6 protein-coding genes are annotated in these 14,551 nt (G+C 39.5%); 1 reads left to right on the plus strand and 5 read right to left on the minus strand.

Annotated elements, in window-relative coordinates; all coding sequences use genetic code 11:
- Positions 1 to 89 precede the first annotated feature (89 nt).
- On the plus strand, positions 90 to 2,477 hold the full coding sequence (locus LPB89_RS16065) for a TonB-dependent receptor domain-containing protein (protein WP_230702700.1): 2,388 nt from the start codon (positions 90 to 92) through the stop codon (positions 2,475 to 2,477).
- Positions 2,478 to 2,538: 61 nt separating this feature from the next.
- Here the strand turns inward: LPB89_RS16065 and LPB89_RS16070 are convergent, their stop codons facing one another.
- The 5 genes from LPB89_RS16070 to LPB89_RS16090 form a co-directional block, all read right to left on the minus strand.
- Positions 2,539 to 4,971, minus strand: a complete 2,433-nt coding sequence (locus LPB89_RS16070) for a sugar-binding domain-containing protein (RefSeq protein WP_230702701.1) — start codon at positions 4,969 to 4,971, stop codon at positions 2,539 to 2,541.
- A gap of 229 nt (positions 4,972 to 5,200) precedes the next feature.
- Complete coding sequence (locus LPB89_RS16075; RefSeq protein WP_230702702.1) at positions 5,201 to 8,725, minus strand: malectin domain-containing carbohydrate-binding protein; 3,525 nt, start codon at positions 8,723 to 8,725, stop codon at positions 5,201 to 5,203.
- A gap of 59 nt (positions 8,726 to 8,784) precedes the next feature.
- Complete coding sequence (locus LPB89_RS16080) at positions 8,785 to 11,511, minus strand: glycoside hydrolase family 20 zincin-like fold domain-containing protein (protein WP_230702703.1); 2,727 nt, start codon at positions 11,509 to 11,511, stop codon at positions 8,785 to 8,787.
- A 77-nt stretch (positions 11,512 to 11,588) separates the two neighbouring features.
- A complete protein-coding gene (locus LPB89_RS16085) occupies positions 11,589 to 12,485 on the minus strand; it encodes a sugar phosphate isomerase/epimerase (RefSeq protein WP_230702704.1) in 897 nt (298 codons plus the stop codon).
- 892 nt (positions 12,486 to 13,377) lie between these two features.
- Entirely contained in the window at positions 13,378 to 14,523 is a 1,146-nt protein-coding gene (locus LPB89_RS16090; RefSeq protein ID WP_230702705.1) for an exo-alpha-sialidase, read from the minus strand.
- Positions 14,524 to 14,551: the final 28 nt, after the last annotated feature.

A 14,551-nucleotide genomic window follows, 5' to 3' on the forward strand; every position in this document is an offset into this window, starting at 1 on the left:
ATTGGTTCGACTTTTTTTTATCGGTCGCCTGTCGAAGATTTCTAAAGCAACTTTGTCTCAAATTAATCACAAGCTTAAAATTAGAAATCATGAAAAAAGCAAACCTTTTTATTTTTTTACTGTTCCCTTTATTTTGTCTGGCGCAATCGACCTTTAAATTAAAGGGGGAAATATCCGATGAAACCGCTTCATTGCCCTGGGAAAATATTGTAATTTCTACTCCTGAAGGAAAAATCATTGACGGAACAACCAGTAAAGAAGATGGCACTTTTGAAATCAGTCTCAGTAAAGGATTTTATAAAATAAAGATCAACCCGCAAGGTTTAATAAACTGGGAAAAGGATATTGTTATTGAAAAAGATACTGACCTCGGTTTGATTCTTCTGACCAAAAAAACAAATAATCTGGACGAGGTGGTGGTTACAGCCCACAAAAGAACAATCGAGCAAAAAATTGACCGTCTGGTTTATACTATTGAAAATAAAGCTTCCACAACCGGAGGAGATGCCCTGAACGCGATCAATACAGCGCCAGGAGTGGTGGTACAAAACAATGCCATCAATATATTGGGCAAGGGTTCTTCCCGCGTTATGATTGATGGCCGTATGCTGGAACTATCGGGCGAAGAACTGAATGCTTTCCTGAAATCTATTTCGGCAAATGACATCAAAAACATTGAAATCATTACCAATCCGCCGGCAAAATACGATGCAAACGGTACGGGCGGACTGATCAATATCAACCTGAAAAAAGGAACACGGGATTCCTGGAAAAACACTTCCACACTTTCTTACGATCAAAATAAATATGGAATTTATACGCTGCGAAATAATTTCTTTTACAACAAAAACAAATTTCGATTCAGCGTAAGTGCCAATGCAAAATCAGGCTATCGAAATTCTGATGAAAATTTACATCTTTATTTTCCTGACGGATTGCAGCATATGAACGCACAATCTAAAATCAATGAAGAAAATCTTTCTGCAAAACTGGCTTTGGATTATGACCTCTCCGAACGTACGACAATTGGTTTTCAGTATCTGAACGATCGCAGCAACCCGAATTTCAAATCCGATATTATCATCAAAAATTATGATCCGGACGACAAACTCAACAGCATAGTACTGAATGATGGCTTCAATAACCGAAATTCAGGCAATCAGACCTATAACGCCCACTTACTGACAAAACTTGACACACTGAACAGGAAACTTTCCGTAGATTTTGATTATTTCAATTACGATTCCAAATTTGATCGTGATTTCACCACAAAAAAGTATTCACCGGACATGGCTTTTATCAGTTTAGACCAATACGGAAGAAATATTTCGAACCAGAATATTGACAACAGGAGTATCAAGGCCGATATGGAACATCCGCTTGAATTTGTGAATTTGTCGTATGGTGCCAAAGTCAGTTTTACCAAAAGCAAAAGCAGTTTACTTTCGTATGATAACATGAGCGGAACTCCGATAATCGACCTGAATCAGTCTAATGAATTTGAATACGAAGAGAACAATCAGGCCGTTTACATGAGTGGCAATAAAAAAATCAATGAGCAGTTTACGATTCAATTGGGACTAAGAGCTGAAAATACACAAACGGATGGTTTTTCGGCGAATTTAAATCAGGAGATCAAAAACAACTATTTCAAATTATTTCCAACCCTTTACCTGACTTATAAAGCGAACGGGAATAACAGTTTTAATTTCAATTACGGAAAAAGAATCAACAGACCGCGTTATGATTTATTAAATCCGTTTCGAACGTACATCAACAGCAACAGTTATTCTGAAGGGAATCCGTTTCTAAAACCCTCTTTCAGCAATAATTTTGAATTGTCCCATTCGTATAAGGAAATTTTGCGCACCAGTATTTTCGTCAATAGCATTACCGATGGGTATGGTGTAATTTTCACCTCAGATCCGGCAACTAACACGCAGGTGGTCACAAGGGAAAATTATTATAAGGGAATTAATTATGGTATTGGAGAAAGTTATACGGCAGATCTTACCGACTGGTGGTCAACAGAAAATACTTTGTATGTGCTGGGCTCGAAAACGACATTTACCTCAGGAATCAATGCTAGTCCGACCAACGGTCTGCAGTTGGATTTTTCTACGAGCAATACTTTTTCAATAGGCAAAGCGACAAAACTACAGCTGGATTACACGTATAGTTCTCCTGTAAAAAGCGGATTGTACACTGTGGGTTATATGTCAGGTTTGACTATCGCGCTAAAACAAAACCTCTTTAAGAAAAATATGCAGATTGCATTTCTGGCCAATGATATTTTTAATACAGCTTACCTGAAAGATTTTGTTTCTGTGGTGAACGGCATCAAACAGGTTTACAGCCAAAATGAAAGCAGTCGTTTCTTCAAAATATCGCTGATTTACAATTTTGGAAATACGAAAATCAACGTGAAACAAAGAGATTTTGGAAATGAAGAAGAGAAAAGAAGATTAGCGAAATAGGCATCAGAAAACTCCACTTTTGAAAGTGGAGTTTTTTTATATTTTCTAATCTTATCTTATGTTATTCCACTTTGACAGCAATCGAAGCACGCTGAATTCCGTTTGAAGCGGAAGCGGTCAATCTGATGTTTTCCGCTTTCGTATTCGATTGAATGATTACTATACATTTACCGTTAAAAGCTTTGCAGGAAGTGGCTTTCAGCGATTCCAGTCCGGCCTGATAGCCATTGTCTGTGCCCACTATTTTTCCGCCGCCCGTAACTTCAAAATCAATTAAATCATTTGCATCAGGAACCAGATTTCCGACAGCATCTACAACAGAAACGGTTACATAAACCAAATCGTAGCCGTCTTTTCTGATGATTGGTTTGTCGGTCTTTAAATCAATTTTAGCAGCAGTTCCGGCGGTATGAATTTCTTTTTCCAACACCACTTTTCCTTCTTTTTTTGAAATGGCTTTCAACGTTCCCGGTTCAAATGTAACGCGCCATGAAATATGCAGTTCATCATTTTGTTTCGACTTTTTGCCTAGTGATTTTCCGTTCAGGAACAATTCGACTTCATCGGCATTATTGTAATACGCCCAAACATCTACTTCCTGATCTTTTGCCCAGTTCCAGTTTGGAAAAATATGCAGTACGGGTTGAGTCGTCCATTCGCTTTGGTACATATAATACACATCTTTCGGAAGTCCGGCCAGATCGATAATTCCGAAATAAGAACTTCTGGCAGGGTACGGATATGGATCCGGTTCTCCCAAATAATCAAAACCTGTCCAGACAAAAAGTCCGGCCATATAATCGAGTTTTTTGATGGTTTTCCAGGTTTCTTCATGCGTCGAGCCCCAATACGATTTGACCTGATCGTAAGCCGAAACGGTAAAATCCTTATTCCCGTCAAAAGGAGCATTGTGTTTTGGAGGCCAGACTTTAATGATATCCGAAGGCTGATCGTAATGCCCGCGTGTTTCTAAAGCCGACACACTCTCGGAAGCAATTATTTTTTGCCCTTTAAAACGATTCGAAAAGTCTTTGTAATCTTCGTGTTTGTAATTAAAGCCCAAAAGATCCAAAGCCCCGGATTGGTAAATAAAGTTTTTCTCCGGAATATTTTCAGTCAGTGCGCTGGTTACGGGACGTGTTTTGTCTAATGATTTTACGATTTGGGCCAATTCCCGTGTAATGGCAATTCCGGTGCTGTCGAACTGCTCCCTGATTTCATTGCCAATACTCCACATCATTACCGACGGATGATTACGGTCTCTTTTGATCAAATCTTCCAGATCCTGTTTGTGCCATTTGTCCCAGTCTTTATGGTAATCGTTGGTCACTTTTTTCTTTTTCCAGACATCGAAAGCTTCATCCTGGACGATGAATCCCATTTCGTCACACAATTGCAGCATTTCCAATGAAGGTGCATTATGAGACATTCGGATGGCGTTGGCACCCATGTCTTTTAGTAAAGTCAGTTTTCTTCTGACGGCATGAATATTTTCTACTGCGCCCAAAGCACCGTTATCATGATGCAGGCAAACACCTAAAATTTTGGTTGGAATACCGTTTAGGGAAAACCCTTTTTCGGCATCGAAATTAAAATAACGAATTCCCAGTGGTGTCTCGTATTGATCCGTGAGCGTTTTTCCGTCAAAGATTTTGGTTACGACCTTATACAAATACGGATTTTCGATACTCCAAAGTGTTGGATTCGGTACGGAAAGATGCTGCGCTTTTTTGAAGATAGCATTGCCGCCGGCTTTTTCCCTGGTTTCGATTTTGGCCACTTCCCTATGTTTCTGATCCACAATTGAAGTTACTACCCTGAATTCTTTTCCGGTTTCAAAATCATTTTTTACCTCAATTTCTATCTGAACGGAAGCTTTTTCTTTGGTGATTTCCGGTGTGGTTACGAAAGTTCCCCAAAGTCCGATGTGCAATTTCCCGCTCGCCGTTAGTTTTACATTCCTGTAAATTCCGGAACCGGTATACCATCTTGAATTGGGCTGTGCATCATTGTCGACTTTTACCGCAATTGTATTTTCTTTTCCAAAATTCAGGTATTTCGATAAATCGTAAGCAAATGAAATATAGCCGTTTGGACGCATTCCCAGCGAATGTCCGTTGATCCAGACTTCGCTGTTTTTAAAAACACCGTCAAATTCAACTGAAACCGTTTTATTCTTCCAATTGGCCGGAACTGTAAAAGTTTTGCGATACCAGCCCTTTCCGGCAGGCAAAAACGCTTGTGCCTGTTTTGTTGGATTGTCTTTATTGAAAGTTCCTTCAATACTCCAGTCGTGCGGCAATTGAAGCGTTCGCCAACCCTTCGTGTCAAAATCAGCCTGAATTGCCCCGGGATAATCGCCTAATCTGAAGTACCAGTTTTTATTAAAATCTTCAATGATTCTCCCTTGCTTTCCCTGAGCAAAACCAATTGTTGAGATCAATACTGCCACTGCAATTATTATTTTCTGTAAAATGTTTTGATGTTGAATCATAAATATGTTTTTTTCTTAATCGAATGATTTTCAGTATTGTCAGACTGAGCGAATTCGAAGTCTTCGTTGGCTGCTCACGTTGCGCAGGCTTCGACTTCGCTCAGCCGGACAAAGCGATCACAAACCAATAACAAACCAATGAACAAACCTAAAATGAACTTACATCACTTATATGGTTCCATTTTTTAAACCTCTGAACCTTTGCCTCTTTGTCCCTTTGAACCTTTATTTACTGAAACTCAAAATTATCCAATAACAACCCTTTCAAATCTTCTCCTTCCAAAGTAATCTTATACGTTCCGGCATTAATATAGCCACCGGAAGTCGTATTTAAAACTTTCCATTTCTCCGGGGAAGGAAAAAATTCTATCGTATCATTTCGCATTAAAATACCATAGGCATCTTCCATCCTGAATTTTACTTTTAAGGAGGTTTCGTTTCTGTTCATAAAACGGAACCGCATTAAATAAATTCCCGCCACGCCCGGTTTTACTTCAAACTGAATGCTGTTGGGTGTCTTTTTCGTGAACTCAATATAATCCGCTTTTTTGAAATTTCCTTTTTCGATTCCGGTTCCGCTGCTTTTGGCATTTTCAGCTTCAGTAATTACAATCGGTCTGGAATCGTCTTTTTCGCCCATATCATAAGTGGGCACAACCGCTATTGAACTTATGGATTGGGAGTTATCAAAAAGAACTTTTTCGCCTTTTTTTATTTTTTTAGTGAAAACTAAAAATTCAGTTCGATTACTATTTTCAGCTTTTTCTTCTGTCTTTTTATAATCTGATAACGAAGCTGATTCTTTGATTTTACTGTCAACCAAAATAAAAACAACAGATTCTTCTTTAGCTGTAAACGAACCCTTATTGTTAGAATTTGCTGAAAACTGTAAATAATCTGCACCAAATAGTTCAGCAGGCAATTGGGTAAAAACAACATCAGAATCTGAAAATTGTTTTGAATTAATATCCAGCCACGAAGCTATTCTGTTCGTTTTATCATAAGAATCTAAAACCAGGTTCTGAATGTTTTTTGGGGATTGAGCTGCAGGTTTCTCAAATCTGTTTTTTGTTCCGATTGCAATTGCCGAAATAATCGCCTGTCCTGCTTTAACATTTGGAAACGAAATGATAATTTTTCCGTTTTTGCTTTTTACGACAAACGTTTTTTTCAGGGCTTTATCATGTCCGGCTTCAGCCCAAATGTCTAAATCCTTAAGAACGACATTCTCATTAATGGCGACATCAAACAAACGCCAGCCTTTGCAATCCATTCCGCCTCCGGTTCCGTACCAGGGTTCTGTAAAATATAATTCTACTAAATATTCTCCCTCCCCTACGGGAAATTCATAGCGCAATTTATCAACTCCATATCTAAAACTCTGAAATAATTCCGGGTCTTTTGTGCCGTTTATTGGATCGAAAGTCGTTCTTTGACTGGCGAAGAAATCAGGCAGTTTTTCAAAATTATCTGTCCACGATAAAGAACCCCAGGTATCCACATCACTTTTATGTGTATCGGTAAACCAGGTATTTCCGGAGCTGTCTTTCATTTCAGAACCACCGCAATTGACTCTATAAATATAATTGTACCCTTTTTTTCCCTTTGTAATATCTGCTTTATCAGAAGTTAAAGCATTTAAATTTGGAGCTTTGGGCAGCGTATTCAAAACCACATAATCTTTGGCAACAGCTTTACCGTTTACATAACCCACTGCATATAAAACATTGTATTGAATGTTGACATTATTCCATTGAAAATGCTGTCCCAAACCCGGATTTTTCAATTTACCCAACGACACTTTATTAACGTCATTGAATAATTCTACCTCATCACAATTCGAATAAACATCAATTCTGTTTTTGATTCCGGTCGTTTCCCAGCGGCCTGGCCAGGTATGTGAAACGACATACACCATTGGATTGGTCTTATTCGAAACATAATTGGCCCGATACATATAATAGGCATCCAGGGGTTCTCCCCAAATGGTAAAAAGGCCTTTGTAATTGACCGGCCCTACTTTATCCATATCCCTGAATCCTTCACCGTTCTGAACACGTCCCGGGTTTTCATGGGAAGCAAAAAGCCAGTTGAACTGTCCTGCAATTTTATCTTTTACCGATTCGGCTTCGCGGACTTTGATTTCCATTAATTGCGAAAAACGGTTTTCACTGTGAATGCCCTGTTGGTCAAATGCTCCTTCTGTGTGTAAATCTGCGGTTCGCCACGCACCATATTCCCCGTTCAGTAATTGCGTGCTCATTTCGAGGTGGTATTTTAAAGGATCACCGCCATAGGTTCCAGACCAGTTTTGTACGACATTCCAGTCGGTACCTTCTCCGCCGTTACAGGTGGTAACGATACGCTGAGAAGCAGAAAGCGGATCCATTTCGCGTATGATTTTTGTACATTCCTCGGCAAATGCTGCGGGAATTGTGCTTTCGTTCTGCAATCCCCACATGACCACGGAAGGACTGTTTCTGCGTTCCTTAATCCATTCTCTTAACAATGTTTTGAAATTCTCTTTGAATTCAGGGGTATCGTACCAGATATGAGCCGAAAACTGACTCCAGAATAAAATTCCGTTTTCGTCTAATTCTTTTTGGTATTCTAAATTATGAGGCTGATGCGCTTCCCGGAAAGCATTAAATCCTGCGGCTTTAATTTGTTCGATTCGGGAATGGATCTGTTCTTTTGAAAAGGAATGACTGTTTCCGATCAGATGCTCGTATTCACAGGTTCCGTTAACAAATAAAGGTTCATCATTGATATAAAAACGATTGTCTTTTCCGGTTCTGTTTACCGGCCAGCTTACCCAGCGAATTCCGTAAGGGGTGGTGAGCTGGTCCATGATTTTTCCGTTTTCAGTAATTGTAGTGACCAATTGGTACAAGTACGGATTTCCCGGCGACCATAAATTAGGTTTTGCAATTTCAGGAAGTGTTACCGCAATTTCCTTACGTTCTCCCGAAGCACTTTGGGTTTCCGTTTTTACGGTACTGACTTTTTTTCCGGTTGCATCAAAAAGTGTATTTTCTATTGTCAGGTTTCGGACTGAAGTTCCGTAATTTTTGATTTCAGTTGTGGTAAGCAAAATTGCTTTTTCTTTCGAAACCGATGGATCGTTCCAGATATGAACACCGAAAGGTTCAATACGAACCTCATTGGTAATGACTAAAGAAACCGGCCTGAAAATCCCCATGGGCTGTGAGCCTTCCGAAAATCCCCATTCTCCCGAACAGCCTCCGCAAACCCAGGGCAAATCGGCAATGAAGGAAGGATGGGAAGCCTTAACTACAATTAAATTTTCCTTATCCGTAAATACTTCTTTGGTAATATCGAGTGTGAAGGTGGTTCTTCCCCCTCTATGTTCTCCGACTTTTTTTCCGTTTACCCAGACATCCGCATAAGAACTGACGCCTTCAAAAAAAAGGAAAAGCCTTTTCCCGATTGTGGATTTGTCGAGTTTCAGCGTTTTTTTGTACCAGGCGGTTCCGTGTAAATTGCCGTGTTTTGTTCTTCTGTAACCATAATACTGATCCCAATTGTGCGGTACGTTGACCCGCTGCCATTTGGAATCAGTTTTTGGATTGTCTACAAACACATCTTCCTGAGTGGGAAGATGATCCAGGATTACGGTCTCCCAGGAGGCATTCAGCGAAACTTCTTTACGAAATTTTGCGTCATTGCTTTGACTCCAAACAAAGCTGCTTCCTGAGAAAAACAAAAAAATAAAAATTACTACTCTCTTCATATTTTTAAACCCTATATGTGATATAAGGCCATTTAAGTTTTATTCTTTTCTAGTTAGTTTTAATAAAACAACCAGTCGATTGCTGCTTTTTCTCCGGCATCGATATACCCTACATCCCGCGGTGTTATGATTTGTTCTGCCGCTATAAATCCTAAAATCAATACGCGTCCTTTACCCAAATCCAGTTTATTTTCACCAGGCTGAAATGTGTAGGTATGAATATTTACCCGTGGCAATTCCTTTAGGTTCATGGCGCTTGCCAAAATTACTTCGGCCTGACCGTTTGCATTTCCGGCGGCATCTGTTTCTAAACTTGGGGGAAATAAAAATCGCTTCTGATCGGAATTAAAATAACCAACCACCAATTTCACGGCTTTTGTATTTTTGAATTTCAGGTGTGTCCCCTTTTCATTTTGTGACGTTTCATCAAATACAATTCCGTTTAAATTTTGCAATTCAGGCGCTGTTTTGATAATCTCGGAAATCGGGGTTCCATACACTTTTGTTCCGTTTTTAACCGGATAAGTGTTTTTGTTTTCTCCCACTAATATGACCTCAGCGGTCTGCCAGGGCTTTCCTTCCTTAGTTACAATCTTACCATCTTTAGATGCTTTTAGCAGCTCCAGGTTTCTTTTAAAATTAACCATTTCACGCTCGTAATGCGGCAATAGTTCTTCCCATGTTTTATTGTTTCCGTCGTCGCCACCAATTGGAATACGGCGTTGTGCGGTCTGCATACTGTTGGCATATAAATAAGTATCTTTTGTTAGACTGACCAATACTTCATACTGTCTGATGCTTTCTTCAAGATGAGGCAATGCTTTATCCAGATCTGAAATATCATTGGAATAGCTGTAACGCAAAACCAACATTGCTGCTTTTACTTTCTCTGAAAAGAAATCGGCAAAGGCTTTGTAGCAATGCATATCATTTTTAAGGCGTAAAAACTCTTCTTTATCTTTGGTTACGCTGGCCTCGGCTTTGTCAATGGCTTCGGCAGCCAATTTTCCGTGCTGTGTAATTTCTGCAATAATCTGCGGAGGCGTTTCACCAACATGCGGTTCGTGATTCCATTCTTTTTTGGCATATTCTAAAAGCAATTCGCCGACTGGGCCGCAAGATTCATGAAATCCCGGATACACACGCCATTTTGCCGGGTTGACCAATTGGCTTTCGAACATTCCCAGTAATAACGTCTGGCGATTTCCCTCGGTAATTCCGAAACGTCTTAAGGTTTTTGGCGCAATTTCTCCCGCTTCCTCGTATGCTTTTAAGATATTGTTTGCGGCTTCTGTATCTGTGCCGTATTTAGCTGCCAGATCTTTGTCCCAGAACTTAATCTCTTCGTTTCTGTCCCTTTTACTGTCCCAGGCATATCTTGACCAGGCTTTGTACCAGATCCAGTCACGATCCATTTCTAATAATCGTTTATTGGTTTTGTCAGCGGTATACGGCCAGTCCCAATACGAAGCCTGCGGATACAGATGGATTGCATTGGCTCCGTGTGCAGTGTGCATGGCTTTTACGGTTTTCTGAATGAAGTCCGGCGAACCGTAGCGGAAAGGTTCCAGATTGGCCAGAATATGAACGTTTTCAATATGAATCGATTTTAAAGCACTTAACTGCCTGTGCGTCTCTCCCCAAGGGCCTCCGGGGGTGTAAGTCGTCAGGGATTCTCCGGTGTATTTGCTTTCTGTGTACAGGTTTTTATACAACGGAAGCGCTTTTCCCATTACCAAAGGTCCGTCTGTATCATGGGAACGCAAAATAATAGGCGGCTCGTCTGTTCTTCCCAGTGCTTTTAAGCCATCCTGAACGCCCGGAATAATCGTTTTGGTAAACCATTCTACGTCATCATCAACTGTGTTTATAGCTTCTCCAAGACAAACCATCAGCCCCACATTTGGATATTTTTCGATAAATGCGGCAATTGATTTTCGGGTATAATCTGAAAGTAAAGGCGTAATTGGTCTTGAACGATCCTGTGTTTTGATTTTGTAATGCTCGGCAAAAGGTTTGGAAACAATAATATTATAAAACATCTGAATGACCCATATTCCTCTTTTATTGGCTTCTTCGGTCAGGAATTTATAGATTTCTTCGTTCTTTTTGAAATCTTCCTCGCTTACTTCAAGTGCAAACGGATACTCTTTCAGTTTTACCAAAGAAGCAAACGGATGTCCGTTCCATAAATATAAGGAGTTCATTCTGTTGTCGACCATCATGTCCAGATACTTCGTCCATAGTTTTTTATCATAAAACCAGGGAAAAGTTTCGGGCGTATAGGGATATTCATAAACATCCCTGCCCGGAAGATAGGTTGTTTTTTGGAGTCCGATGCAAGCCCCTCTCAATACCATTTCCGGGCTGTCTTCGATATTTATTGCTGAGGGAATTTCACCAGCGTTTTTAATACGATCTGCGAGTTCCATCGCACCGTACAAAGCACCACTAGCGTCTGTTCCTTCGATGTAAATTGTATTTTTTTGCGTACAAATCTGAAAGCCTTCTTTTTGGGTTAGTTTGCTGTCATCTATTTTGGCATTTTTGGTATTTTGCTTCCAGAAATCGGTTCCTTTTTCTCCAATAACAATAACTTTATCTTTTGAATTTTTAGCTGCTTTATCAGATGAAATTACTTTGAAGCCTTTTGCAGCTAACGTTTCAGATAATTTTTCAGCTCCAAACTGCGCTCTTGGCGATTTCCGATCGCTCACAACAATAACGTTTTGCGCTGTCGCGAAAGTCGTGTAAATGGTTAAAAAAAGTAAAGTAAGGTATTTCATTTTATTGTAATTTTTATTCTTTTCCGATTGAGACCTGACAGGTTTTAAAAACCTGTCAGGTCTCACAGCGTGAAGTCTTAATTCTGAAAAATCTTTTTTAAGTAAGCCACATTTGCACCGTAATTGGCTTTTACGTTATGAACCTGCGTAACATCACGGGAGCGTTCTACAATCAGCCAGCCGCTCCATTTCATTTCGTCAAGTGCCTGTTTAATTTTCGGCATATCGATCGCCTTATCATTTTCTAACCAGACCTTATCGGTATTGGAAGCATGAATCTGAGCAAGGTGTTTTTTCCCTAAAATTTTTAATTCGGTTACAATATCTCTTCCGTTATCTACCGCATTAGCGAAATTGAAAGAACTTTTGATATATTTAGAATCTATTTCTTCCAGCAATTTTTTCTCTGCGGAAGCATCCAATGAAGTTTCGATAGCGATCACTCCTCCTATTTTGCCTACTTGTTTTCCCGCCCATTTTAATCGTTCTATAATCACAGGACGCAATTCCGGATTTTTAACCAGATTACTTTCTGTACCCAACGGAAGATACGCGACTTTCACCTTCATGTTTTTCATTGCTTTGACACAATCTTCGATCATTGGGACGATGGTTTCGCGTTTCGCAAAAGACTGCGCATAAAATCCGGACATGGCAATAGAACTTATTGCTACTCCTGATTCTTTCGATTTATCCAGGAACTTTTGTCTTTCTACGGGGTCGCCTAACTTGCTGTCAAAAGTGGGTCTGTTTCCGAGACCGCCCATATCGAGCTCGATTCCGTCCGCTTTTATTTCAGCGGCCAGACCAAAAGCACCGAGTTTTTGTCTTTTTAAAATCATCCAGTCGCAAACTGCTACTTTGTATTGTTGTTTGTTTTTTGATGATTGAGCCGTTGCGCAGCTAGTGAAGGCTCCCACAAAAACAACTATAAAAAATAGTGCCGTTATTTTTATAAAACTCTTATTGCTCATTGTTATGTTTTTTTTAGCCACGAATTACACGAATTGCACTAATTTCTTTTGATTTTTTATTTCAATTTCTCTAATTAACCACATATTAAATTACGGACAGAACATTCGTGAAAATTCGTGGAATTCGTGGCACCCCTTTAATTTTATTCTTCTTCAGCTTTTACAGCGATTACGACTTTATTTTCCTCTCCGCGCCAGCATTAAAAAAAATCTGCTAAATCTGCTAAATCTGCGTGAAAAAATTAACTCTCGCAGATTTAGCAGATTGTGGAGATTTTGATTAGCGGCAAAAAATCATTCCAATCATTCTAATCTGTGGCAAACTTCTAATTTATTCTTCTTCCGCTTTTACAGCAGTTACGACTTTATTTTCCTCTCCGCGCCAGCATTAAAAAAAATCTGCTGAATCTGCTAAATCTGCGTGAAAAAATTAACTCTCGCAGATTTAGCAGATTGTGGAGATTTTCAATTAGCACTAAAAATCATTCCAATCATTCTAATCTGTGGCAAACTTTAATTTTATTCTTCCTCCGCTTTTACAGCGTTTACGACTTTATTTCCTCTACGCGCCAGGATTAAAAAAAATCTGCTGAATCTGCTAAATCTGCGTGAAAAAATTAACTCTCGCAGATTTAGCAGATTGTGGAGATTTTCAATTAGCACTAAAAATCATTCTTATCATTTAATCTGTGCCAACCTTTAATTTTATTCTTCCTCCGCTTTTACAACGTTTAGGACTTTATTTTCCTCTCCGCGTCAGGATTAAAAAAAATCTGCTAAATCTGCTAAATCTGCGTGAAAAAATTAACTCTCGCAGATTTAGCAGATTGTGGAGATTTTCAATTAGCACTAAAAATCATTCTTATCATTTAATCCGTGGCAAACTTTAATTTTATTCTTCCTCCGCTTTTACAGCGGATACGACTTTATTTTCCTCTCCGGGCCAGATTCCGTTTTTAATTGGAATTGCTTTTAATTTAGCCGGATCGATTTTTACGTATTTCAATTTTTCCCTTCTCCAGGTGTACACAATATGCACCATTCCATCAGAACTCTGAATTATAGACGGATACGAATACTGGCTGATTTTTGAATCTTCCAATACCAAAGCGGCCTTCCAGTGAATTCCGTCATCGGAAATGGAAACGTTTAAAGGTGTTCTTGGTCCTTTTGCTTCTTTTCCCGGAGGCAGCACGTGATTGTAGACTAATAAATGTTTACCGTTTTTAAGGGTTACGGCATCGGTTCCTGAATTGTTATTGGGAAGACCAATTAGTGTCACATCAGACCATGTTTTTCCGTTATCTTTAGAAAATGTACTGAAAACAGCTCTGTTTCTGGTTCTTCCGATGGCCTGAATACTTCCGTCTTTATGAAACAAAATACTGGGCTGAATGGCATTTATCTTTTGTTTTCCTCTTGGTAAAGTATCGCCCATGATCCAGGTTTTTCCGAAATCAGGTGTAGATTCCATACGAAGTCTCCAGCCGTCGCCTTCAATACTTGACGGACAAAGAAGTGTTCCGTTGCTTAATAAAACCGGTTTGTTTTTGATAGGGCCTAAAAATCCGTCAGGCATTTTTTTCGCCTCCGACCAGGTTTTTCCGTTATCTGATGAAGTTCGGATTACACCCCACCATTCCGAAGGTTTTGGGCCAATTTTGTAGAAGAGCATTAAATCTCCGCCAGGAATTTGGTATAAAACAGGATTCCATGTTGGCAACCTCGGGCCTTCTTTCATTACGCCGTCTGCTACCTGAACACCTACTCCCCATTTATCGCTGCCTTTTGGTTTTATGCTTACGTAAATGCAAACGTCAGGATGTCTTTCGTGCGTTCCTCCAAACCATGATGCTACTAAATCCCCGTTTGTTGCTTCGACAATGGTTACCGCGTGACAAGACGGATAAGGGGCTTTGTCGTATATAAATTCATCTGTTAAAATCCCTTCTTTCCAGGTTTTCTTTTCCAAAGCAGATTTGCAGCTTCCTAAAAGAAACAGACAGGATACTATCAAAGTTATTTTTATAATTTTCATTCTTAGCTTTAATTTGAATTACAATTTT

It is taken from the genome of Flavobacterium sp. ENC, assembly GCF_020991415.1.
In the GTDB taxonomy this organism is placed as follows: Bacteria; Bacteroidota; Bacteroidia; order Flavobacteriales; family Flavobacteriaceae; genus Flavobacterium.